The organism is Paenarthrobacter sp. 10L412, from assembly GCF_056395565.1.
Genome location: NZ_JBFTJT010000016.1, coordinates 29,666 through 53,256 on the forward strand (window position 1 = coordinate 29,666; position 23,591 = coordinate 53,256).

General features: G+C 61.4%; 21 protein-coding genes and 2 tRNA genes. 14 read left to right on the forward strand and 9 right to left on the reverse strand.

Annotated elements, in window-relative coordinates:
- Positions 1 to 37 precede the first annotated feature (37 nt).
- Positions 38 to 1,720 carry an energy-dependent translational throttle protein EttA gene (gene ettA, locus AC1DD7_RS20115; RefSeq protein ID WP_224164549.1) on the forward strand — a complete coding sequence of 561 codons (1,683 nt, stop codon included), beginning with the start codon at positions 38 to 40 and terminating at the stop codon, positions 1,718 to 1,720.
- A 108-nt stretch (positions 1,721 to 1,828) separates the two neighbouring features.
- On the opposite strand, the gene AC1DD7_RS20120 is transcribed toward ettA, so the two are convergent.
- On the reverse strand, positions 1,829 to 2,734 hold the full coding sequence (locus AC1DD7_RS20120) for an acyl-CoA thioesterase (RefSeq protein WP_477516323.1): 906 nt from the start codon (positions 2,732 to 2,734) through the stop codon (positions 1,829 to 1,831).
- Between the two features lie 63 nt (positions 2,735 to 2,797).
- Between AC1DD7_RS20120 and AC1DD7_RS20125 the strand changes: the two genes are divergently transcribed.
- On the forward strand, positions 2,798 to 3,469 hold the full coding sequence (locus AC1DD7_RS20125; RefSeq protein ID WP_477516324.1) for a DUF8185 domain-containing protein: 672 nt from the start codon (positions 2,798 to 2,800) through the stop codon (positions 3,467 to 3,469).
- A 2-nt stretch (positions 3,470 to 3,471) separates the two neighbouring features.
- Here the strand turns inward: AC1DD7_RS20125 and AC1DD7_RS20130 are convergent, their stop codons facing one another.
- Complete coding sequence (locus tag AC1DD7_RS20130; RefSeq protein WP_477516369.1) at positions 3,472 to 3,885, reverse strand: globin; 414 nt, start codon at positions 3,883 to 3,885, stop codon at positions 3,472 to 3,474.
- Between the two features lie 34 nt (positions 3,886 to 3,919).
- The gene (locus AC1DD7_RS20135; protein WP_309929868.1) at positions 3,920 to 4,582 is read right to left on the reverse strand and encodes a mechanosensitive ion channel family protein; all 663 of its coding nucleotides are present in this window, start codon (positions 4,580 to 4,582) and stop codon (positions 3,920 to 3,922) included.
- 87 nt (positions 4,583 to 4,669) lie between these two features.
- Here AC1DD7_RS20135 and AC1DD7_RS20140 point away from each other — a divergent pair, with 87 nt between their 5' ends.
- Positions 4,670 to 5,662 (forward strand): NAD-dependent epimerase/dehydratase family protein, encoded by a 993-nt coding sequence (locus tag AC1DD7_RS20140; RefSeq protein ID WP_477516325.1) that lies wholly within the window; start codon positions 4,670 to 4,672, stop codon positions 5,660 to 5,662.
- Positions 5,663 to 5,678: 16 nt separating this feature from the next.
- Here the strand turns inward: AC1DD7_RS20140 and AC1DD7_RS20145 are convergent, their stop codons facing one another.
- Together AC1DD7_RS20145 and pepN are read right to left on the reverse strand one after the other, a co-directional pair.
- Positions 5,679 to 6,158 (reverse strand): OsmC family protein, encoded by a 480-nt coding sequence (locus tag AC1DD7_RS20145; RefSeq protein ID WP_477516326.1) that lies wholly within the window; start codon positions 6,156 to 6,158, stop codon positions 5,679 to 5,681.
- 54 nt (positions 6,159 to 6,212) lie between these two features.
- A complete protein-coding gene (gene pepN, locus AC1DD7_RS20150) occupies positions 6,213 to 8,792 on the reverse strand; it encodes an aminopeptidase N (RefSeq protein WP_477516327.1) in 2,580 nt (859 codons plus the stop codon).
- Positions 8,793 to 8,924: 132 nt separating this feature from the next.
- Here pepN and AC1DD7_RS20155 point away from each other — a divergent pair, with 132 nt between their 5' ends.
- The 3 genes from AC1DD7_RS20155 (at position 8,925) to AC1DD7_RS20165 (ending at position 11,393) form a co-directional block, all read left to right on the forward strand.
- Positions 8,925 to 9,935 (forward strand): hypothetical protein, encoded by a 1,011-nt coding sequence (locus AC1DD7_RS20155; RefSeq protein WP_477516328.1) that lies wholly within the window; start codon positions 8,925 to 8,927, stop codon positions 9,933 to 9,935.
- Between the two features lie 73 nt (positions 9,936 to 10,008).
- On the forward strand, positions 10,009 to 10,491 hold the full coding sequence (locus AC1DD7_RS20160) for a ribose-5-phosphate isomerase (RefSeq protein WP_223933158.1): 483 nt from the start codon (positions 10,009 to 10,011) through the stop codon (positions 10,489 to 10,491).
- Positions 10,491 to 11,393 carry an Fpg/Nei family DNA glycosylase gene (locus tag AC1DD7_RS20165; protein ID WP_431115473.1) on the forward strand — a complete coding sequence of 301 codons (903 nt, stop codon included), beginning with the start codon at positions 10,491 to 10,493 and terminating at the stop codon, positions 11,391 to 11,393. Before AC1DD7_RS20160 ends, AC1DD7_RS20165 begins: the two co-directional genes overlap by 1 nt.
- A gap of 117 nt (positions 11,394 to 11,510) precedes the next feature.
- Here the strand turns inward: AC1DD7_RS20165 and AC1DD7_RS20170 are convergent.
- Positions 11,511 to 11,584, reverse strand: a tRNA-Gly gene (locus tag AC1DD7_RS20170).
- A gap of 150 nt (positions 11,585 to 11,734) precedes the next feature.
- On the opposite strand from AC1DD7_RS20170, the gene AC1DD7_RS20175 reads away from it, so the two are divergent.
- From AC1DD7_RS20175 to AC1DD7_RS20200, 6 genes are all read left to right on the forward strand, one after another.
- A tRNA-Pro gene (locus AC1DD7_RS20175) sits at positions 11,735 to 11,809 on the forward strand.
- 70 nt (positions 11,810 to 11,879) lie between these two features.
- Positions 11,880 to 13,262, forward strand: a complete 1,383-nt coding sequence (gene tig, locus AC1DD7_RS20180; protein ID WP_477516329.1) for a trigger factor — start codon at positions 11,880 to 11,882, stop codon at positions 13,260 to 13,262.
- Positions 13,263 to 13,516: 254 nt separating this feature from the next.
- Positions 13,517 to 14,140 carry an ATP-dependent Clp protease proteolytic subunit gene (locus AC1DD7_RS20185; protein ID WP_275964122.1) on the forward strand — a complete coding sequence of 208 codons (624 nt, stop codon included), beginning with the start codon at positions 13,517 to 13,519 and terminating at the stop codon, positions 14,138 to 14,140.
- Positions 14,141 to 14,179: 39 nt separating this feature from the next.
- Complete coding sequence (locus AC1DD7_RS20190) at positions 14,180 to 14,839, forward strand: ATP-dependent Clp protease proteolytic subunit (RefSeq protein WP_431115470.1); 660 nt, start codon at positions 14,180 to 14,182, stop codon at positions 14,837 to 14,839.
- Between the two features lie 182 nt (positions 14,840 to 15,021).
- Positions 15,022 to 16,311, forward strand: a complete 1,290-nt coding sequence (gene clpX / locus AC1DD7_RS20195) for an ATP-dependent Clp protease ATP-binding subunit ClpX (protein ID WP_431115469.1) — start codon at positions 15,022 to 15,024, stop codon at positions 16,309 to 16,311.
- 82 nt (positions 16,312 to 16,393) lie between these two features.
- Complete coding sequence (locus AC1DD7_RS20200; RefSeq protein ID WP_477516330.1) at positions 16,394 to 17,023, forward strand: mycothiol-dependent nitroreductase Rv2466c family protein; 630 nt, start codon at positions 16,394 to 16,396, stop codon at positions 17,021 to 17,023.
- 52 nt (positions 17,024 to 17,075) lie between these two features.
- Here AC1DD7_RS20200 and AC1DD7_RS20205 read toward each other — a convergent pair whose 3' ends face one another.
- Together AC1DD7_RS20205 and valS are read right to left on the reverse strand one after the other, a co-directional pair.
- The gene (locus tag AC1DD7_RS20205) at positions 17,076 to 17,951 is read right to left on the reverse strand and encodes an Fpg/Nei family DNA glycosylase (protein WP_431115467.1); all 876 of its coding nucleotides are present in this window, start codon (positions 17,949 to 17,951) and stop codon (positions 17,076 to 17,078) included.
- A gap of 386 nt (positions 17,952 to 18,337) precedes the next feature.
- Positions 18,338 to 20,959: a valine--tRNA ligase gene (gene valS, locus AC1DD7_RS20210; RefSeq protein WP_477516331.1), complete on the reverse strand. Its 2,622-nt coding sequence runs from the start codon at positions 20,957 to 20,959 to the stop codon at positions 18,338 to 18,340.
- Positions 20,960 to 21,009: 50 nt separating this feature from the next.
- Here valS and AC1DD7_RS20215 point away from each other — a divergent pair, with 50 nt between their 5' ends.
- Entirely contained in the window at positions 21,010 to 21,381 is a 372-nt protein-coding gene (locus AC1DD7_RS20215; RefSeq protein ID WP_477516332.1) for a DUF488 domain-containing protein, read from the forward strand.
- A 22-nt stretch (positions 21,382 to 21,403) separates the two neighbouring features.
- Positions 21,404 to 22,183, forward strand: coding sequence for an SDR family oxidoreductase (locus AC1DD7_RS20220; protein WP_431115463.1), 780 nt, complete (start codon positions 21,404 to 21,406; stop codon positions 22,181 to 22,183).
- A gap of 19 nt (positions 22,184 to 22,202) precedes the next feature.
- On the opposite strand, the gene AC1DD7_RS20225 is transcribed toward AC1DD7_RS20220, so the two are convergent.
- On the reverse strand, positions 22,203 to 23,261 hold the full coding sequence (locus AC1DD7_RS20225; RefSeq protein ID WP_477516333.1) for an endonuclease/exonuclease/phosphatase family protein: 1,059 nt from the start codon (positions 23,259 to 23,261) through the stop codon (positions 22,203 to 22,205).
- Between the last annotated feature and the right edge of the window lie 330 nt (positions 23,262 to 23,591).

The window sequence follows — 23,591 nt, forward strand, 5'->3', positions numbered from 1 at the left end:
TGTGAGATCTGTCCGCCTACCCACTAGATTTAAGGGCATGGCGGAATTCATTTACACGATGACCAAGGCTCGCAAGGCCGTTGGCGACAAACTTATTTTGGACGATGTCAGCATGTCGTTCTACCCTGGCGCGAAGATTGGCGTCGTAGGCCCGAATGGTGCTGGCAAGTCCACCATCCTGAAGATCATGGCCGGGCTGGACACTCCTTCAAACGGCGAGGCCCGCCTGAGCCCCGGTTACACCGTGGGCATCCTCTTGCAGGAACCGCCACTGAATGAGGAAAAGACCGTCCTTGGCAACGTCCAGGAAGGCGTTGGCGAGATCTACGGCAAGATCCAGCGTTTCAACGAGATCTCCGAAGAGATGGCCAACCCGGATGCGGACTACGACACTCTCCTGGATGAGATGGGTAAGTTGCAGGAAGCGATTGACGCTGCCGATGCCTGGGATATTGATTCCCAGCTCGAGCAGGCCATGGACGCCCTGCGATGCCCGCCGGCTGATTCCGATGTCACTGTCCTCTCCGGTGGTGAGCGCCGCCGCGTAGCGCTGTGCAAGCTTCTGCTCCAGAAGCCGGACCTTCTGCTCCTTGACGAGCCCACCAACCACTTGGACGCCGAGAGCGTTCTTTGGCTTGAGCAGCACCTTTCCCAGTACCCCGGTGCCGTCCTTGCCGTGACTCACGACCGTTACTTCCTGGATCACGTGGCTGAGTGGATCGCAGAAGTCGACCGCGGCCACCTTTACCCGTACGAAGGTAACTACTCCACCTACCTGGAGAAGAAGAAGGCCCGCCTTGAGGTCCAGGGCAAGAAGGACGCAAAGCTGTCCAAGCGCCTTACCGAAGAACTTGAATGGGTGCGCTCCAACGCCAAGGGCCGTCAGACCAAGTCAAAGGCCCGTCTTGCCCGCTATGAAGAAATGGCTGCAGAGGCCGAGCGCACGCGCAAGCTCGACTTCGAAGAGATCCAGATTCCGCCGGGCCCGCGCCTGGGTTCCGTGGTCATCGAGGCGAAGAACCTGAAGAAGGGCTTCGACGATCGTGTCCTGATCGAGGACCTCTCCTTCTCACTGCCCCGGAACGGCATTGTCGGCGTCATCGGCCCGAACGGTGTGGGCAAGTCCACCTTGTTCAAGACCATCGTTGGCATGGAGCCCCTGGACGATGGTGAGCTCAAGATCGGCGAGTCCGTGAAGATCTCCTACGTGGACCAGTCCCGTGGCGGCATCGATCCCAATAAGTCTCTCTGGGAAGTTGTTTCCGAAGGCCATGACTACATTCAGGTCGGGCAGGTCGAAATGCCTTCACGTGCCTACGTTTCGGCGTTTGGCTTCAAGGGACCGGACCAGCAGAAGAAGGCTGGTGTCCTCTCCGGTGGTGAGCGTAACCGTCTCAACCTTGCCTTGACCCTTAAGCAGGGTGGCAACCTCCTGCTCCTCGACGAGCCCACTAACGACCTCGACGTCGAAACCCTGAGCAGCCTGGAAAATGCCCTGCTCGAGTTCCCTGGCTGCGCCGTGGTGGTCTCGCACGACCGTTGGTTCCTGGACAGGGTAGCAACCCACATCCTCGCCTATGAAGGTGACGACGAGAACCCCTCCAAGTGGTACTGGTTCGAAGGTAACTTCGACTCCTATGAGGAGAACAAGGTGGAGCGCCTCGGCGCTGATGCGGCAAAGCCGCACCGCGTGACGCACCGCCGCCTGACCCGCGACTAACCGGGTCGCCACAGGCACAAAAGAGGCCGGTCCCAACAGGGACCGGCCTCTTTGCTTTAACCCTCATTGGCTTAACACTGCGTCTTAACCCTTCAGCACACCAACCGCCTACGGAATCCTGACCATCCCCTCCTGTGCCACGGTTGCAACGTGCAGGCCTTCGCGGTTGAATATCCGCCCGGTAGCCAACCCACGTGCCCCTTGCGCGCTGGGGGACTCCTGGACGTACAGCAACCACTCGTCCACCCGGACCGGCCGGTGCCACCACATGGCGTGATCGAGGCTTGCGACGCTCATGCCCGGTGTCATCCAGGCGAGGCCGTGTTTGCGGAGGATGGGCTCCAACAAGGTGTAGTCGCTGGCGTATGCCAACGCGGCCAGGTGCAGCTTGGGGTCGTCGGGCAATGGCCCCATCGTCTTCATCCAGACGGCATTCGTGGCCACGTGCTCGGTTGGCGGTGACACGTAAAGTGCGGGGTCGATGTGACGGACGTCGAACGGCCGCTCCGAGGACATGTGCCGTGCCAAGGGGTGGTCGAATTGAGCCAGCAACTCAGCCGTGCTGGGCAAGGATTCCGGGTCTGGAATGCCTTCGGGCATTGTCGCTTGATGATCCAGGCCCTCGTCTTGAACCTGGAACGAGGCAATCATTGAAAGGATCGGGACACCGTCCTGATAAGCATGAACGCGCCTCGCCGAGAAGGACCGACCGTCACGCAGCCGTTCCACACCGAACGTGATGGGCTTATTGGCGTCACCGGGACGCAGGAAATAGCCATGCATGGAGTGCGCCACCCGATCCGGTTCCACGGTTCGCATCCCAGCCATCATGGATTGGGCCAGAACCTGGCCGCCGAAGACACGATGCCGGGGCTGTTTTTGGGAAGGTCCAAGGAAGATATCCTCATTGGTCCGGGCTCCGTCGAAGTCACCAAGGTCCAACAGGCCAATCAGGACTTCCGTCGGATCTTCTGCGGGTGCCTCAACCTTGAGGCCAGCGTTCGTGTCAGTCATGGTTCGACTCTAGACGGCCCCCGGACCCCTCTCAACCGCGGACATGCCGGTAGAGTCGATGCTGTGACAGACCTCTTGACCCAGTCCTTCCGCTTTGCCGATCCCCGCGACCTCGTTGACCTGCGGACGTACGTCACGCGTGCCAAGAGCATCGATGACGGCGCCATCCGCCTTCAGGCGGCTGGCCAGGTATTGGCCGCGTACGTGTGTGTGCTCAGGCCACGCATCCTGGGCGAATCAACTCCCACAATCCTTGGGTTACGGACCATGGCGCTTGCAGAACCCGCGCAGGCCGATGTCACTGTGACGCTCGCCTCCGTCATGGACCGTCTTGCCCGCTCGGGTGCCGACGACGTCGAGTTGCCCATTCCGCCGTCGACGGTTTCGGAGTCATGGGCTGGCGTCGGCGCGCCCAGGAGCGGTTGGGAAATCCTGGGGACGGTGCTCGACGCCGACCTGAAGTCAGCAGCGGAATCCGGCATTGCAGAGGTGGCTGGCGTGGTGCCCACTGCCGCCGGAGCTGCCGTTGTGAATACAGCCCGGGCCGCCGTGTGGGGACGAGAGCTCCCCGGCCTCAGTGACCTGCCTGCGGGTGCGGCCTTCGCTGCCTTCGCCCTGGGATTCCTGGGCGAAGGCGAACAGCAGCTGTTCCGCAATGGACGGTGGTTCCGCTTAAGTGGTCCTCGTGGCCATGTACTGGTCCGCACGGGCGCAGGCTTGGGTTTGGGCTTCTAGCCTTAGACGGCAGAGGGGCTGTTCACCATGGTCAGGGCAGCGCGTTCCATGTAGTCCCACAGGGTTCCCTCGTGAAGGGGCGACAACCCGAGCGAGTCCACTGCTGTCCGCATATGGAAGAGCCAGCGGTCAGTCGCTTCGGGCGTGACGCGGAAGGGCATGTGGCGCATCCGCAGGCGTGGATGGCCGCGCTCCTCACTGTAAGTAGTGGGACCACCCCAATACTGTTCAAGGAACATGAGGAAGCGCCGTTTGGCCGGTTCCAGGTCTTCTTCGGGGTACATGGGCCGCAGGAGCGGATCCTGCGCAACGCCGTCGTAGAAGACGTCAATCAGCTTCACGAAAGTATCGTGCCCGCCCACGGCTGCATAGAAGCTGTCGGTGTAGCTGGGTTGGCTGAAGGGATCGTTCTGCATCAGCTGGCGTCGTGGACCAGCCTGGGGGTTCGTGTCACTCACTGGCCTTCTCCTCAGCCTTCTTGGCAGCATCATTGTCGTCGGTTTCCGGCGACTCCAACGGAACGTAGTCTCCCTGCGAGCGGTTGCCCACGCGCAGAATCTCACCGTTTCGCAGATACCAGATGGCTCCGTCCTCAGCGCGGACCCGCGTAATGCGCAGGCCCACTGATTCAACGGTACCAATCACTTCGCTGGTGACGATCACATCGCCTATCCCGTACTGGTCTTCGATGGTGATGAAGATACCGGCGAGGAAGTCACGGATCAGCTGCTGTGCACCGAAACCGATAGCGACACCCAGTATTCCCACGCTTGTCAGCAGGGGCGCGACGTCCACGTTCATGAACTTGAGGACGTAAATGATCACGATCACCACAACCACGACGCTCACGAGGCTGGTCAGCAAAGTGCCGATGGTTTCGGCGCGCTGTGATCGGCGTTCGTGATCCAGTGCGCGGATTGCCGGTTGCACCCATTTGAAGTGGGGCTTCTTGAAGAATGAACTGCCCGCGGACACTCGCCGCGTGATGCGCAGGATGATGAATCGCGCAACGATCCACACCAGCAGGCCCACGCCCAAGGTGATGAGGATCGAAACGAAGTCGATTTTCTCCGGTTCGATGGTGATGGTTTCCGCCAGGGGGATGGAGGTCAAGGTGGAATAACTCCTTGTCGTCGGCCCGTGTTCGCCGGGCGCGGAACACTCTGTCCACGTCCAACCCTATCGCCGTAGCGTGACGGTATGCGCATCCTGGTCCTTGGCGGTACTGCCTTCCTGTCAGCTGAAATCGCAAAGCAGGCGCTTGCCTTGGGGCACGAGGTCACGTGCCTTGCCCGTGGCACCCAGGCGAACCCGCCCGACGGCGTGGCCTGGGTCCGTGGCGACCGCGCCTTGGGTAGTGCAGCCTATGAGGACGTGAACAGCAGCTGGGACGCGGTTATCGACGTTTCCAGGGATCCTGTTCAGGCCCGGGATGCCCTTGAAGCATTGGGATCGAGTGCGCGCCATTGGACCTTCGTGTCCAGTTGCTCGGTGTATGCGGATCATTCTATTCCTGGTGCTGACGAGAACGCGGCGCTCCTTGAACCTTTGCCTGAAGGACAAGCCGGCACTCCGGAAACCTATGGTGAATCAAAATCTGCGATCGAGCATATGACGCTCACACTGGTGGGACAGAAAGCCCACATTGTGCGGGCAGGTCTCATTGGAGGGCCAGGGGACGGCTCTGACCGTTACGGTTATTGGCCTGCGCGCTTCGCAGCCAATGCTGGGCCTGTTCTAGTGCCGAACATTCCAGATGACGCCACCCAGATCATCGACGTCCGTGACCTCGCCAGGTGGATCATTCAAGGGGCGGAGATGGGCCTGACGGGCACGTACAACGCGTTGGGAGATGTAGTTCCGTTCAGTGAGTACATTTCGGAATCCAGCCGCACGGCGCTGGGCCAGGAAACTGTCCAGGCCGACGAAGACTGGCTGGTGGAGCAAGGCGTCGACTACTGGACCGGGCCGGACTCACTTCCCCTCTGGTTGCCGGCAGACCACGATGGCTTCCAATCGCGAAGCAATCAAGCCGCGAAGGCGCTCGGTATGGCATTGCGCCCGTGGCAGGAGACTCTTCGGGACGCCTTGGACTATGAGCGAAGCCTGGGCTTGGAAAGGGAGCGCAAGGCAGGCTTAAGCCGTGAAACCGAACGCAGGCTGGTAGGACTCCTGCGGGAACAACAGAGCTAGGGCGGGTTCAGCAGCCTCAGGCCGCTGCCGACGTCGTGATTGGTTCATGCAGAACGGGGAAGTTCACGCTGCGGGCTATGAAGCAGACCTGGTTGGCTTCGTGGTGAAGTTGCGCCATCAAGGCCGAATGAGCCGGGTCCGCGATGGTGACGTGCGGCTTGAGCGTCACGCTCTCGAACTGACCGCTGCCGTCACGATTTAGCTTCATGACGCCCTCGGCGTTGTCCTCGTAGCCGGTAACTACAACCCCATGTCTTACCGCCACGTGCAGGAACGAGAGCATGTGGCATTGCGCCAAGGCAGCAAGCAGGAGTTGCTCCGGGTTGTAGCGTGTGCGGTCGCCATGGAACGTTGGATCTGCGGAACCTTTGACGACGGGCAGCCCGGGAATTTCTATGTCATGATCCCGCGAGTACCCTCGGTAGCTTTCTGTACCCACACCCAGGTTTCCAGTCCAGCGGACGGTCAATGCATAGTGGTGTTCGTTGAGGCCCATGCGCACAGTTTAGCCAAATGCCAAACGGTGCCAGCACAGGCCCCAACGGACTTCTTAGGCGTTCACGTCCACGTCCACGTCCGCTGCCCGGGCACGGAGCGCCCGCGCCACTGCGTCCCGGTTTTCCAGCATCATGCGGCGCAGCGCTGCACTTTCTTCGGGCAGGTCCGCGAGGAATTCGTCCGTGCGGTCCACTGTTGCCCGGGTTGTGAGCTGTGCCGGGTAGAGGCCCACGACAATCTGCTGGGCCAACGCATGCGTGCGTTCTTTGACAATCCCGGGTACCGCGTCAAAGTACTTTTCCGCGTAGGGCTCCAGCAGGGTGGTGTCCGGCACCCGCATGAAGCCAGCCACCGCCGAGGCTTGCAGGGCGTTGGAGAGTTCGCCCTTGACCACGATGGAATCCCACGCCGCAGCCTTGGCCTCAGCTGTGGGAATAGCGGCCTTGGCCTGTGCCGCGGCATTTTGGCCGGTGGAGGTGTTGTCGCGGGCGAGTTCCTGGTCGATGCGCTCCTGGCCCTGCCTGCCGCCGGCCACCAGAGCGGTTAGCAGCTCCCACCGCATGTCCTGGTCAACGGTGAGGCCTTCAAGGGTGTCGGTCCCGTCCAGGAGCGCTTGGATACGGTCCAGCTGATCTGCGCTCCGTGCAAGTTGCGCGTAGGACTTCACGAACTGCAGCTGTGCATCCGAGCCGGCTTCCACCGCCGCCGCGAGGTCCCACAGCTTGTCGGCAGCCGAGATCGTTGCCTCCAGCTTGTGCCCGGCTGCCACGTAGTAGGTCAGCGTCGTGGCAAGCTGCCGCAGTTGGACGAGGATCACCGATGAGTCTGTTTCCTCTGCGATGTTTGCCAGGATCAGTTCCACGTAGCCGCGCGCAGGAGTTTCTCCATCCCTTGCTGCATCCCACGCGGAACCCCAGACCAGCGTGCGGGGCAGGCTGGCGGCAAAATCCTTGAGATGTGCTTTCGCTGTGGCCAGCGAGTGAGCATCCAGGCGCACCTTGGCGTAGGCGAGATCGTCATCGTTGAGCAGGATGAGGTCCGGGCGTGCGAGGCCAGCCAGGGCGGGGACTTCGGTCCGGGGGCCCTCGACGTCCAGTTCCTCGCGATGCGTCCGCTCCAGCTTGCCCTGTTCGGAAAGGTTGTAGAAGCCCACCGCAAGGCGATGGGGACGCAGCGTTGGTTGTTCATCGATTGCGGACTGCAGGATGCTGAACGCGGTGATGGTGCCGTCGGCGTCCACGTCCACCTCGGGAGCGAGGGTGTTCACGCCGGCGGTTTCAAGCCAGAGCTTGCCCCAAACGTCCAGGTCACGGCCGCTTGCGGCTTCCAGTTCCACCATGAGATCAGCAAGCTCGGTGTTCTGCCAGGCGTGCTTGGCAAAATAGGTGCGCACCCCGGACATGAACTGCTCGGGTCCAACCCAGGCCACCAACTGCCGCAATACAGAGGCGCCCTTGGCATAGGTGATGCCGTCGAAGTTGACTTCCACATCTTCAAGGTTGTTGATTTCCGCGAAGATCGGGTGCGTGGTGGGCAGTTGGTCCTGACGGTAGGCCCAGGACTTCTCCACTGAGGCGAACGTGGTCCACGCGCGGTCGAAGGCAGTGTTTTCCACGGCGGCCAGGTGAGACATGTACTCGGCGAACGACTCGTTGAGCCAGAGGTCGTTCCACCAGCGCATGGTCACCAGGTCCCCGAACCACATGTGCGCGAGTTCGTGCAGGACCGTGATGGCCCGGCGCTCGATCTGTGCACCGGCAACCTTGCCGCGGAAGATGTAGCCCTCCAGGATTGTCACGGCACCTGCGTTTTCCATCGCACCGGCATTGAACTCCGGGACGAACAGCTGATCGTACTTTGAGAACGGGTACGGGCAACCGAACTGTGCCTCGAAGAATTCGAAGCCCTGGCGGGTCAGTTCGAAGATGTTGTCCGCATCCAGATACTGCATCAGGGATTTGCGCGCGAAGACGCCGAGCGGAATGACCCTGCCATCCGAACTTGTCACCTCGGAACGGACGGACTGGTACGGTCCGGCTATCAGGGCGGTGACATACGAGGACAGACGCGGCGTGGGAGCGAATTCCCACACGGCACTGGCTCCGCCGTCCTCGCCCGGATCAGTCTCAACCGGTACCGGCGTGGGGGAGTTGGAGACGACGTCCCAGTGTGAAGGAGCGGTGACGTGGAACGTGAAGCTGGCCTTCAGGTCCGGCTGCTCGAAGACAGCGAACATCCGCCGGGAATCCGGAACCTCAAACTGGGTGTAGAGGTAGACCTCCCCATCGACCGGATCCACGAAGCGGTGCAGGCCCTCGCCCGTGTTCATGTACCGCGCATCGGCGACGACTATGAGTTCATTCTCGGCAGCGAGGTTTGGAAGTTGGATGCGGATGCCATCAGATACCTCGGCGGGATCCAGTTCGGTGCCGTTAAGCGTGACCCTGTAAACGCTCTCGGTTACGGCGTCGATAAACGTCGAGGCGCCAGCCTTTGCCGAAAACTTCACCACGGTGGTGGATCCGAAGACCGCGGCGCCCTTGGTCAGATCCAAGGTGACGTTGTAGGACTCGACATTGAGTATTTCAGCGCGCTGCGCGGCTTCGTCGCGCGTCAGGTTAAGGCCTGGCAAGTGGTGCCTCCAGAGGTTGGGATGGCCGGCCGGGGCAGGTCCGGTCGATGGTGTGAAGCCATTCTTTCACTCCAAGCGCTGATGGCAAGGAGGTGCCACCACAGTGTCGCCGGCACGGAGTAGCGTTGGACCATGGGAACGTTCCGGGAGTCTCTTGATATCCGCGCACTCAGGTTTGCACTCGCCTTTCCGTTGCTGCTGGCCATAGGTTTCGTTGTGTGCGCACAGATGGTGCGAAACGATCTTCCCGATCCGGTAGCAGTGATGTGGAATGCCGACGGCGGCAGCGCCTTTGCTCCCTTCGGCGCCTATGTAGCCGGCGGCGCAGCCCTGATCATCTTTTTCGGTTGGCTCGCTTTCCTGCAAGCAGTGCCGCTTTCGCGGCCGGTGGTGATGCGCCGGGTCATGATGGGACTTGGCCTCATGGTGAGTCTCTTCGTGACAACAGTGCTGGCTGCCGGACTGGTAGGACAATCGGGACTGGGGGACGCACGGGTTTCCCACGTTGATCCGATCGTACTTGCCATGGGCAGTGGGGCGGCCGTGTCCTTGGGAGTGGTCCTCATGTTCGCCTTCAAACCGGATCCGCGGTGGACGCGGGAGGATGACGAAGCCCTTGAGGCCGCACGTCTGCATGTCACAGACCCGGACCTCGCACGGGATACGCTGCGCATGTGGGTCCATGCCCGCAGTTCAGTTTTCATCATGATCATCGTGTCCACGCTGTTTCCAGCCGCGCTGATCGCGATAGCCGTCCCATGGCTGGGAGCCTTGGTGGCCGCAGCCGCGTTGGTTGGTGCCGGCTTCCTCTTCGCCCGCGTCCGGGCGGACAGGGGAGGGCTGCAGGTCTTCGCAGGTGGGATCGTGCCGGTCCTGACCGTTCCCGCCGTCGACATCGCGGCAGCAGCTCCGGCTGACGTGAAAGCCGCAGACTTTGGTGGATGGGGTTGGCGTCATCATGACGACGCAACTGCGATGCTGGTAAGCAGCGGACCGGCCGTCGTCGTAAGGAAACTTAACGGAGCCAGGGTTGCGCTCAGTGCAGGGACCACGGCAACCGCGGACGAACTCGCCGGCATCCTGAACCGGGCAGCCGAGCGGGCCCACCACGGCGGGCAACCCCAGCAACCCGGGGCGCGGTAACCTAGGTAGCGCATCCCACATCGCCGCGCCCGGCCAGGTGCCGTACCGGCGCGCCAGAAAGAATGGACTTCCTGTGACTACACCCCGCGTCCACATCGCCACAGACCACGCCGGCATGGAACTCAGCGCCCACTTGGTCAGCCACCTCACCGCCAAGGGCTACGAGGTTGTGGACCACGGACCCAAGGAATATGACGCCCTGGATGACTACCCGTCCTTCTGCATCAACGCAGGAGTTGCAGTGGTGGCTGACCAGCAAGCAGGCGTGCACGCACTGGGCATCGTTCTGGGTGGTTCGGGCAATGGTGAACAAATTGCCGCCAACAAGGTCAAGGGCGTACGTGCCGCGCTGGCCTGGAACCTCTCTACCGCGAAGCTCGCCCGCGAGCACAACGACGCCAACGTAGTGGCCGTTGGCGGCCGCCAGCATACGGTGGAAGAAGCAACCGAACTCATTGAGGCCTTCCTGCAGGAACCTTTCAGCAATGATGAACGCCACATCCGCCGTATCGGCAAGATTGCGGCTTACGAGACCACCGGCGAGATCGTCGAGTAGTGCCTGAGGGGCACTCCGTCCATAGGCTGGCCCGCCAATTCCAGGATGTGTTTGGCGGCCGGCGTTTGGAGGTTTCCAGTCCGCAGGGGCGGTTCACGGCCGGTGCGGAGCTTCTGAGCGGTCATGTGATGGTTGAGGCGGTTGCCCATGGGAAGCAGCTGTTCCTGAGGTTCGACCACGATCTTTTCCTCCACGTTCACCTTGGTCTTTATGGTGCTTGGAGCTTTGGCGGCGATAGCTCCTTCACGGGAGCCTCCAGCATTGGCGCGCCCCGCCGGATCGGTGAGCGCGAGACTGCTTCATCTGGTGCCGAGGTGGAGTCCGGTGCTGAGGTGGACTACGCCGGGCCGCCCGCCCCGGTGGGTGCCGTCCGCGCCCGACTGGTGTCGGATAACGGCTGGGCCGATCTTCGTGGAGCCACCACTTGCGCCGCTGTTACGTCCCATGAAGCAGAAGCTGTACTGGGCCGGCTGGGCCCTGATCCGCTGCGTAACCGGCCGGGGGACCGGGACGAGTTCATCCGCCGGTTGCGACGCCGCAAGACGGCCGTGGCATTGCTGTTGATGGACCAATCCGTGCTGGCGGGGATCGGCAATATTTATCGTGCCGAGGTCCTCTTTCGTCAGGCGGTGGATCCATGGACTCCTGGAAACACGATTGATGCTGCCACGGCGGGCAAGTTGTGGGATGACGCCGTCGTTGCAATGTCCGACGGCGTCCGCGACGGTCGGATTGTCACCACACCGCCAGCTCTGTGGACCGGTAACGGCGCCGCGCCCGACGCCGATGCCCACTTTGTCTATAAGCGCGAAGGGCAGCCCTGCCGCGCTTGCGGGACGCTGGTAGGCATGGCCGAAATCGGCGCCCGCAAACTGTATTGGTGCCCTGGCTGTCAGTTGTAACAGCACTTGTCAGTTGTAACAGCGGCTGCCGGTCGTAACAGCGGCTGCCGGTCGTAACAGCGGCTGCCGGTTGCAATAACGAAAAAAGCCCCAATCCTAGGGATTGGGGCTTTTTACTGGAGGGGACGACGGGAATCGAACCCGCGTAATCAGTTTGGAAGACTGAGGCTTTACCATTAAGCTACGTCCCCGGATGGATCTCCTGCTGGATCCTTGTATGGATCTCTCGCTCAGGACATCTTCCCGGTGGCTGTTGAAGCCGGGTACAACTAAACCTAATTCCGGCGGCGGTGTCAAATGTGCATTCCGGGCCCGCTTGCCCGTAGACTGTCCTGTGCATTCGGGGTGTAGCTCAGCTTGGCTAGAGCGCCTGCTTTGGGAGCAGGAAGTCGCAGGTTCAAATCCTGTCACCCCGACTCTGTGTTTCGTGTCCGCCTCAGGGATGCGGCAGAACCCCATACCCACAAATTCAGGAGTACTTAGACTGTGAAGAGCGCTGTCGAGAACCTCACCCCCACGCGGGTCAAGCTCAATGTTGAGGTTCCCTTTGAGGAACTGAAGCCGAGCATCGATGCCGCTTACAAGACCGTTGCTTCGCAGATCCAGGTCCCCGGATTCCGCAAGGGCAAGGTTCCGTCCAAGCTGATTGACCAGCGTGTTGGCCGTGGCTACGTCCTGGAAACCGCCATCAACGATGGCCTCAACGGCTGGTACCAGGCCGCTGTCCAGGAAACGGGTGTTCGCCCCCTGAGCCGTCCCGAAGTTGAGATCACCGAGGTTCCGGACCCGTCCGCAACCGATGGCGAGCTTAAGTTCCAGGTGGAGATTGACGTTCGCCCCGAGATCGAGCTGCCGGACTACGCAGGCATCAAGGTTGAGGTTGCTGCGGCTGAGTCCTCCTCTGAAGACGTCGACAACGCCCTGGATGAACTGCGTGGCCGCTTCGGCACGCTGAAGTCCGTGGAGCGTCCCGCCCAGAACGAGGACTTCCTCACGATCGACATCACCGCCACGATCGATGGCGAAGAAATCGATTCGGCCTCCGGCCTGTCCTACCAGGTTGGTGCCGGCACCATGCTTGAGGGCCTGGACGAGGCCGTGACCGGCCTGTCCGCAGACGAAGAAGCAATCTTCGACACCACGCTCGTTGGCGGCGACCACGCCGGCGAGGCAGCCCAGGTCAAGGTTGTTGTCAAGGCCGTCAAGGAGCGCGAGCTTCCTGAAGCCAACGACGACTTCGCACAGCTGGCCTCGGAATTCGACACCCTTGATGAGCTCCGCGAGGACCTCGCCAAGCAGGCTGCCGATTCCAAGGTTGTCGGACAGGGTGTTGAGGCCCGCGACAAGGTTCTGGACAAGCTTGTAGAGCTCGTCGAGGTCCCCGTTCCGGCTTCGGTTGTCGAAGAGCAGATTGAAGCTCACTTCAACCCGGAGAACGCCCACGGCGAAGGTGACCACGACACCGAGGAGCACCGCGCCGAGGTCAAGGCAAACACTGAGCGCGCCTTCCAGAACGAGGTCATCCTTGACGCCATTGCGGACAAGGAAGAGGTTGACGTCAGCCAGAACGAGCTGATCGACTACATCGTCAGCACGGCAAGCCAGTACGGCATGGATCCCAACCAGTTCGCCCAGATCATCGATCAGAGCGGCCAGGTCCCCATGATGGTTTCCGAGGTACGCCGCCGCAAGGCACTGGCCGTTGTGTTGGGCCAGGCCGAGGTTGTTGACTCTGAAGGCAACAAGGTTGACCTGAGCGATTTCGTCCGCCCAGCCGGTGAAGTTGCTGCTGATGAGGCAGCAACTGTCGAGGCCGGCGAGGAAGCGGATGTTGTCGCCAGCGATGACCCCGCAGCTGTGAAGTTCTAGTCAAAGAGCATCAACCGACCCCGGATCAGCAGATCCGGGGTCGGTTTGTTTTAAGCCCTGAACGGACAAGCCCGCATACAATCAGCGTGCTGGATCTGCGGGCCCGCTCCAATCGTGCGCCGTCAGCGAACAGCGCGATTCCGGCGAACAAATCGTCCCTGAAAACGGTTAGTGTCCAAGTAGTGAAGTTCAGTGAGGTCACTGGCACCAGCGAGAGGTAAGTACTTATGTCACAGCAATCAGAGGCTCCCCGGATGGCAACTGTCGATCCCGCAGCCCAGGACAACTACATCTACAACCGCCTGCTGAAAGAGCGCATCATCTGGCTTGGCTCTGAAGTCCGTGACGAGAACGCCAACGCCATCTGCTCCCAGCTGCTCCTCCTCTCGGCTGAAGACCCCGAGAAGGACATCTACCTTTACATCAACTCACCCGGTGGCTCCGTGACGGCCGGCATGGCCATCTACGACACCATGCAGTTCATCCCCAACGATGTTGTCACTGTTGCCACCGGCCTGGCTGCCTCCATGGGCCAGTTCCTGCTCTCCTCCGGGACCAAGGGAAAGCGTTACGCCACCCCCAACGCCCGCATCCTCATGCACCAGCCTTCCGGTGGAATCGGTGGCACTGCCTCGGATATCAAAATCCAGGCCGAGCTGATCCTGCACATGAAGAAGGTCATGGCGGAACTCACGGCTGAACAGACAGGCCAGACTGTAGAGACCATCCTCAAGGACAATGACCGCGACAAATGGTTCACGGCCACCGAGGCCTTGGAGTACGGCTTCTTCGACAAGATCTCGGCTCACGCGGGCTCGGTAGCTGGTGGCGGTGGAACGGCTAACCAGTCGAACTCCGAGCCAGGCTCCGAAAACTAACCGGCACCAAGAACCACTGAAACCCCCAGGAGTAATGACATGAACTACAACTTCGGATGGTCTGCCGGTAATCTCCCAACCAGCCGCTACGTCCTGCCCCAGTTCGAAGAGCGCACACCGTACGGCTTCAAGCGCCAGGATCCGTACACCAAGCTGTTCGAGGACCGCATCATCTTCCTCGGCGTCCAGGTTGACGACGCATCTGCCGATGACATCATGGCCCAGCTTCTGGTCCTTGAATCGACGGATCCGGACCGCGACATCACCCTGTACATCAACTCGCCAGGTGGTTCCTTCACGGCCATGACGGCGATCTATGACACCATGCAGTACATTCGTCCGGAGATCCAGACGGTGTGCCTCGGCCAGGCAGCCAGCGCGGCTGCTGTCCTGCTTGCGGCGGGAACTCCCGGCAAGCGACTGGCGCTGCCGAACGCACGCGTGCTGATCCACCAGCCGGCTTTGTCCGGCGGCCAGGGCGGCCAGGCATCCGACCTCGAGATCCAGGCTGCTGAAGTCATGCGCATGCGTACATGGCTTGAGGACACGCTGGCACACCACTCCGGCCGCACGTCCGAGCAGGTCAACAACGATATCGAGCGCGATAAGATCCTCACTGCGGCCGAGGCCATGAACTATGGCCTGATCGATCAGGTGCTGGACTCCCGCAAGATCAAGCCCCAGGCAATCGCCCGGTAGCATACGGAAATCGACGCCGGTGCGGTTCGCGAAATATGAACCGCACCGGCGTTCTGTTTCCACCCAAGCAGCCCATTGTGACCTAGAGTGGATGGTGTCACGGTGGTGCCAACCCCGGCCAGGCCGCACACTTGAGTACGGCACGGTGCCGCATCACCCGCATGTAACGAAGGGATTCCCACATGGCTCGGATTGGCGAGAGCACGGATCTGCTGAAGTGTTCTTTTTGCGGAAAGAGCCAGAAGCAGGTACGGAAGCTGATTGCCGGGCCCGGTGTCTACATCTGCGATGAGTGCATCGAGCTTTGCAACGAGATCATCGAAGAAGAACTTGCGGAAGTTTCGGACCTGGGCAGCTTTGAACTCCCCAAGCCCAGGGAGATCTTCGATTTCCTGCAGGAATACGTCATCGGCCAGGAACCTGCCAAGCGGTCATTGGCGGTTGCCGTCTACAACCACTACAAGCGCATCCAGGCCGGTCATGCTCCCAAGGCGGGCAGCCTTGGTGAGGGCCCGCATCACGAGGATGTGGAGATCGCCAAATCCAACATCCTGCTGATTGGCCCAACCGGCTGTGGCAAGACGTACTTGGCGCAAACGCTCGCGCGCCGGCTGAATGTACCGTTCGCTGTAGCCGATGCCACGGCGCTTACGGAGGCAGGCTACGTCGGCGAGGATGTCGAGAACATCCTGCTCAAGCTCATCCAGGCCGCCGATTACGACGTCAAGAAAGCCGAACAAGGCATTATCTACATTGACGAGATCGACAAAATCTCCCGCAAGAGCGAGAACCCCTCGATTACCCGGGATGTCTCGGGCGAAGGAGTCCAGCAGGCCCTGCTGAAGATCCTCGAAGGCACCGTTGCCTCCGTGCCGCCACAGGGCGGACGTAAGCATCCGCACCAGGAATTCATCCAGATCGACACCACCAATGTGCTGTTCATTGTGGCAGGCGCATTTGCTGGTCTCGAGGACATCATCGGCTCCCGGTCAGGGCGCAAGGGCATCGGCTTTGGAGCGCCGCTCAACGAGGTCCGGGACAACGTGGACACCTACGGCGAAGTCATGCCCGAAGACCTGCTGAAGTTCGGACTCATTCCGGAGTTCATCGGCCGCCTGCCGGTGATCACCACCGTCTCGAATCTTGACCGTGCTGCGTTGATCCAGATCCTATCCACGCCCAAGAACGCTTTGGTGAAGCAGTACCAGAAGATGTTCCACTTGGATGGTGTGGAGCTGCAATTCGACGACGACGCGCTGGATGCCATCGCTGACCAAGCTCTTGAGCGCGGCACGGGCGCCCGTGGCCTGCGGGCCATCATGGAAGAAGTGTTGCTGCCAGTCATGTTTGATCTCCCGAGCAGGGATGACATCGCAACTGTGGTCATCACCGCTGATGTCGTGGATAACAAGGCCCAGCCGACCATGATTGGCCACGACGTCGTAGCGAAGCGCCGGAATAAGTCGGCCTAGCCACCCGTTGGCCTAATAAGCGGCGGTTTCACTTATTCTGCGTCGCCCCACGCCCGTTTTCACTCTCGTCGAGGAGTTTCCTGTGCCCGAACAGAATTTGCCTGAGCAGTCCGTCAACAAAGCCGATTTCTGGTTCGATCCCGTTTGTCCCTTCGCATGGATCACATCGCGCTGGATCGGCGAGGTGGAACAAGTGCGGGGTATTGAGACTGAATGGCACGTCATGAGCTTGTCCGTCCTGAATGAGGGCCGCGACCTTCCCGGGAATTACAGGGCAATGATGGACGATAGCTGGGGTCCTGTTCGCGTGATCATTGCCGCCCAGGAGCTCCATGGCAGCATATACATCAAGCCGTTGTACGACGCCATGGGGGAGCAGATCCACCATGAAGGCAACAAGGACCGTACTTCCGTGATCCAGAAAGCGCTGGCAGAGGTAGGCCTTCCTGCTGAGCTGGCACGCTTCGCGGACTCAGAGGAGTACGACGCCAAGCTGCGAGCCAGTCACGAGGCCGGCATCTCCTTGGTAGGCCAGGATGTCGGAACACCCGTGGTCGCCGTAAATGGCACGGCCTTCTTCGGCCCCGTACTCACCCGGATTCCGAGGGGCGAAGAGGCGGGACAGCTTTGGGATGCCACAGTAACCCTTGCCGGGTACCCGCACTTCTTTGAGCTTAAGCGCAGCCGCACCGAAAGCCCCGAGTTCAACTAGGGAGCCCTGGTTCAACCAGGGAACTTTTCCATCCAGCCCGGGGCTCAGCGCCCTACTTCAGGAAGCGTGATGTGCGCCGGTCCGCGAGGATCTTTCCGTTGGTTTGGCAGGTGGCACAGTACTGAAGTGAGGTGTCCGCGAAGGACACCTCACGCACAGTATCTCCGCAAACAGGGCACGGCAGCCCGGTCCTGGCATGCACCCTGAAATTGCTTCGCTTGGTGTCTTTCAATTCGCTGGAAGGCTTTCCGGCTGCCGCATTCACGGCACCCACCAGGACTTCCTGCATGGCATCGTAGAGCCGCTGCACGGTTTCGCCGTCGAGCGTCTTGGCGATGGCAAAGGGAGAGATTTTGGCAGCGTGCAGAATCTCATCGCTGTAGGCGTTGCCGATCCCTGCGATAACACTTTGGCTGCGGAGAAGTCCCTTGATCTGTTGGGAGCTTGACCTAAGGATTGCTGCCAAGGCATCTTCGTCGAAGTCGGGGCTGAGCGGCTCGGGGCCCAGGGTTGCGATTCCGGGAACGTCCAAGGGATCCCGGACCACGTAGATGGCCAGGCTTTTCTTGGTGCCGGCTTCTGTCAGGTCAAGGCCAATGTGCGCATCGTCGGCCTCCCGGTGCAGCAGTAGCCTTGCCGCGATGTTGCTCTTGCCCATGCGCAGCCCCGCTGATGAGGGATGCTCCGTATAGCGCACCCAGCCGGCCTTTGCCAGGTGGAAAACGAGAAACAGGCCGTCGGCATCGAGGCTGATGAACTTTCCGAAGCGCTTCGTGCCCTGGATGGTGCGGCCCTCAAGTGCGCTGTAAGGCGGATCAGCGGTTTTCAGGGCGGCGATGGAGTTAATGCGGACGCTGTTCAGTACAGCTCCGTGGAGCTGGGTGTCCAGATACGTGCACAGGCCGTGCACTTCGGGAAGTTCCGGCATGACCATACTCTGCCATAGCTTTGCCCCGGCCGCAGGAAAAGCTATGTGAAGGGGCCCGGCAGAACTACAGGATTGTAGTTATGCCGGGCCCCTTGTGCATGCTCCCCGGCGGGACCACAATGGTTCTTACCCACTTCGAAAGAAGAGGGACACGGAAACCAAAGATTCAGTGATATGCAACCAACGCAGCCTTTGGCAAAGTTGGAAGCAAGCTACCAGTGACGAGGTAGTAAGACCTGAAATTCCGAGGATTCCGCCAGACTGTCAAGCCGTCACCAGACAGCCGAAAAGTCGAAGCCCCACCAACGGCAAAACGCTGATGGGGCTTCCCCTTTGCCCAAAAACGGACTGCCCAAAACGGGCTGCCCAAAAATGGGCCTGAACTTCTAGACGGCCGGCGTGTCCTCTGCTGGTGCCAGGACGACGTCGCTGACGGTCAGCTCACCCTCGCCGGACTGAAGCGCAATTTCCTGGGCGTTCGCGGCTGCCTTCAGGTCCCCGAGTCCGGCCTTGAGCTGCGCGACCAGCATTTCGTTGGCCGTTATGGATGCCGAGAGTACTGCAGTGCGCTGCTTCACTTTGGCCTCGGACTTGGCCTTGCGGATGCCACTGAGTGCTACGCCTACAGTGCCAAGCATCGTGGTGTCGCCGTCGGCGATTTCCAGTGCGGCAGGCCAGTGGGCGCGGTGAACCGAGCCGGTGCGCCACCAGCTCCACACCTCTTCGGTCGCGAAGGGCAGGAATGGCGCGAAAAGGCGCAGCAAGGAGTCCAGCGTGGTGGCCAGGGCGGCCAGCACGGATGCTTGCTCCGACTCCCCGGCCGCACCGTAGGCGCGGTCCTTGATCAGCTCGACGTAGTCGTCAGTGAACTGCCAGAAGAATGACTCGGTGATCTGCAGTGCCCGGGCGTAGTCGTAGTTTTCGAAGGCCTTGGTGGACTGGGCGACAACGTCGGACAGCTGAGCGAGCAGTGCCCGGTCCAGCGGATTGGTCAGCACGGAGAGATCGCTGGACACCACGGAGTTTTCGGTAGCCCCAAGGTTCAACACGAACTTGGACGCGTTAAGCAGCTTGATGGCCAACCGACGGCCGATCTTCATCTGCGCGATCTCGTAGGCCGTGTCTGCGCCGAGCTTGGCCGAGGCTGCCCAGTAGCGGACAGCGTCCGAGCCGAACTCGTTCAGGACGTCCGTGGGGACAACCACGTTGCCCTTGGACTTCGACATCTTTTTGCGGTCCGGGTCAAGGATCCACCCGGAGATCGCTGCGTGCTTCCAGGGCGCGCTCTTCTGCAGGGCGTCGGCACGGACAGCGGAGGAGAACAGCCACGTGCGGATGATGTCGTGACCCTGGGGGCGGAGGTCGAAGGGGTAGACCTTGGAGAACAGTTCCTCGTCACGGCTCCAGCCACCCACGATCTGCGGGGTAAGGGAGGACGTGGCCCAGGTGTCCAGGACGTCGGCGTCACCTGTGAAGCCGTTGGCCTGATCGCGCTGGGTTTCCTCGAAGCCCGGGGCTGCATCTGCGGCGGGATCCACGGGGAGCATGTCATCCGAGGGCAGGATGGGGTGGTCGTAGTCCGGGTTGCCCTGGGCATCCAGCGGGTACCAGACGGGAATGGGCACGCCGAAGAAGCGCTGGCGCGATACGAGCCAGTCGCCGTTCAGGCCCGCAATCCAGTTCTCGTAGCGGGAGCGCATGAAGGAGGGGTGGAAGTTGATTTCCTGCCCGCGGCCGATCAAGCGTTCGCGGCGTTCTTCGTCCCGCCCGCCGTTGCGGATGTACCACTGGCGTGAGGTCACTACCTCCAGGGGCTTGTCGCCCTTTTCGAAGAAGTTCACAGGGTGCGTGATCTTCTTCGGTTCGCCGTCCAGCAGGCCTGCTGCAGTGAGGAGCTCTACGACTGCTTCTTTGGCAGAGAACGCCGTTTTGCCGGCGATCGCAGCGTAGGCTTCCTTGCCGGCGTCGGTGGTGATCCATTCAGGGGTCTCGGCGATGATACGGCCGTCGCGGCCCATGATGGCGCGTGTGGGCAGCTGGAGTTCACGCCACCAGGTGACGTCGGTCAGGTCACCAAAGGTACACACCATCGCAATACCGGAACCCTTGTCCGCCTTGGCGAGCGGGTGGGCCTTGACTTCAAGCTCGACGTCAAACAGCGGGGATTTCACTGTTTTGCCGAAGAGCGGCTTGTACCGTTCGTCGTCGGGGTTTGCCACCAGCGCGGCGCACGCGGCAAGAAGCTCCGGGCGCGTGGTTTCGATGAAGATCTTTTCACCGTCTTCAGTGAAGAACGGGTAGCGGTAGTAGGCGCCGGCAACCTCGCGGTCCTCCAGCTCAGCCTGGGCAACGGCGGTGCGGAAGGTAACATCCCACAGCGTGGGCGCCTCGGCCATGTAAGCGTCGCCGACTGAGAGGTTGGCGAGGAAGGCCCGCTGGGATACTGCACGGGAGGTGTCGTCGATGGTGCGGTAGGTCAGGTCCCAGTCCACGGACAAACCGAGGGTCTGGAAGAGGTTCTCGAAGACTTTTTCGTCCTCGACAGCGAGTTCCTCGCACAGCTCGATGAAGTTCTGCCGGGAAACGACGTCGAAATCGCGCTGGTTCTTGGCCGGCTGTGCGGGAGGACGGTAGTCGGCGTTGTAGGGGATGGCGGGATCGCAGCGCACACCGTAGTAGTTCTGGACGCGACGCTCGGTAGGCAGGCCGTTGTCGTCCCAACCCATGGGGTAGAAGACGTTCTTTCCGGTCATGCGCATGTAGCGGGCCTGGACGTCTGTCTGGGTGAACGAGAACATGTGGCCCACATGCAGGGAGCCCGAGGCGGTCGGCGGGGGAGTGTCGATCGAGTAGACCTGCTCCCGGGTGGTGTCCGGATTGAACTTGTAGGTTCCTTCGTTCAGCCAGCGCTGCGTCAGCGTGGCCTCCAGGCCTTCAAGGGCCGGCTTGTCGGGAACGTTGATGGGGGCGGTGGCGGGCGTGTCTGTACCCTGCGTTGATTCAGCCATGGGGCAATTGTTTCATGGCCCAGGGCGGCGGCTTGCCGTAGCATGCGGTCATGACTGGCCATCAGGGCGTTTTCGTCCTCAAACGCATCTACGATGAACCCGCTGACGACGACGGCTTCCGGGTTTTGGTGGACCGTCTCTGGCCGCGCGGGGTGTCCAAAGACAAGGCACACTTGGATCTTTGGCTCAAGGAAGTTGCGCCATCGCCGCCGTTGCGGACCACGTTCGCCCACATGCAGGAACGCTTCGCCGGTTTCAGGCAGCAGTACGAGGCTGAGCTGGACGGCAATCCGGCAGTTCAGACGCTGCTGGAACTGGCGGCGTCGAATCCGCGGGTCACCCTGCTTTATGCCGCACGGGATCCGCAGGTCAACCATGCCGTGGTGTTACGCGACTTCCTGCTCGGCCGAGCAGATGCTTGAGGCCTGCGGATAGTGTGGTGCCATGACTTTGGCAGCACAGACGGCTCATCCAGTTCAGAACAAGACGGCAGTAGTAACCGGCGCGAGCACGGGCATCGGCGAGGCCACGGTGCGGGCGTTGGCCTCCACAGGCTGGAAGGTCTTTGCGGTTGCCCGCAGGGCCGACCGCTTGGGCGCGCTGGGTGCCGAAACCGGCGCCATTCCGTTCGCGGCCGATATCACCAGCGACGACGACGTCTCAGCCCTTTTGCAAGCCGTTTCCAAAGCCGGGGGAGCCGATACCCTCATCAACATTGCCGGCGGTGCCCGGGGCGCGGACACGATCGCGAACGCCGATACTGAGGATTGGGAGTGGATGTACCAGGTCAACGTCCTGGGCACCATGAAGATCACCCGGGCATTCCTTCCGATGCTGAGGGAGGACGGGGAAGGAACTGTCCTCAACCTGACATCCACCGCCGGATTGGCTGCTTACGAAGGCGGCGCCGGATACAACGCAGCAAAGTTTGCCCAGCATGCGATGACCAACGCCCTGAGGCTGGAAGAAGTGGGTCACAACATCCGGGTCATCGAGGTAGCGCCGGGACTGGTCCACACTGAGGAATTTGCCCTTAACCGGCTGGGCGACAAGGACGCAGCCGCCAAGGTCTACGCCGGAGTCGAAAAGCCCCTCACGGCAGAAGACGTGGCCGACGTCGTCAAGTACGCCGTCTCGCTGCCCCACCACATCAATCTGGACCAAATCGTTATCCGCCCTGTGGCACAGGCGGCCAACCACAAGCTCATCCGCAAGGAAAGCTGAAGCGCGACGCCCCCGCCTGCTAGCCGGCGGGGAAAACCAGCGTTGCCACAATGGCAGCATGGTCAGAACCGGAAACCGGGTGGACCGCGTAGCCGCTGCTGCTGATCCGCGGCGAAGTAACCATATGGTCGATCACGATTCCCGGAAGAGGTGGTCCCTCCATCGGCCAGGTGGGAGAGAACCGTCCGCCGGAGGCCGTTCCGACGTCGACGAGCTTTTTGCCGTCCTGTCCACCGCCCATGGCAGGGTCAAGCAAGGCGCGGAACTCGGAGTGATCGTAGGTGGAGTTGTAGTCGCCCATCAGCAGGTGATGCCCCGGCCGGGAGGCCTGACGGGCAACCTGGACGAGGTCGCTGCGCCACTGCTGGATCCGCTCATCAACCGGGGGCAGAGCATGAACGTTCGTGAGGTTCAACGTGGCCTTGGAACCCCTGCCCGGATCCGTGATGAGGACCCGCGTGACGTCCATCCGGAATGGCGTATCTGGCAGGAGCCCCTCCGGCTGCAGGGGGAACACGGAATACACAGCGCCACCGGAAGCGTCGTCGTTGGGTTCACTGACAAGGTTCGGCAGTATTGACTCCAAGCCTTCGGAGCGTAGGCGGTCTTCCAGCCCCTGCGTATGCTCCTGGAGGGTCAGGAGTTGCACACCGTTGTCCCGGACGAGCTTCACGATGGCACTTGCGTCAGCCTCACCGTATTCAGTGTTGAGGCTCATCACCTTCACGGAAACGGTCGCGGTCCCGGCAGGAACTGCTTCTGCCCTTCCGGTGTCCAACGGAAACAGCCAGAACAATTGGAGAGCCAGCAGGGCCGCCGTCGTGATGAGGACCCACAGTTGGCGCCCCACCAACGCAAGCACCATCGCCAGTACCGAGGGCAGCACCATCCACGGGGTGAACGACAACAGTTGAACCACCACCAGCGGCCACTCTGCGGGGACCGCCCTGAACAAAGACATTCCTGCCACAGCCAACACCAAGAGCAGAGCCAGGACCGACCATGCGGGGGATGCCCGGCGACCCAGCCAGCGTTTTACCGGGCCTGCGGCGGGAAGGACAGAGGCGGGGTTGGTCATGGGGTTGAGTCTATGCAGCCGAGGGCATCCAGCTGGTCCACCCGAAGGATGATCCTGCGAGTGGAGCACTGGGCTCTCCTGCCGCTAGACTTGGGAGACCAGCGTTGACCCGGCCATCACCGGTGAGCTTCCGGAAGAACATCCCTGAACGCGCTAGCGGCGATCAGGGCCCAGTAGAACCGGACGGGTAAGCCCGTCACAGCAGTAATGAGAGGCCGGAACCGGCCGTTGCCCCCACCACGGGCGCCATGGTCCCGGTAAGTGAGGTGGTACCGCGGCAACAGCAAACACTGGAGCCGTCCTCGCATCCTGACAGTCAACCAGCTATCA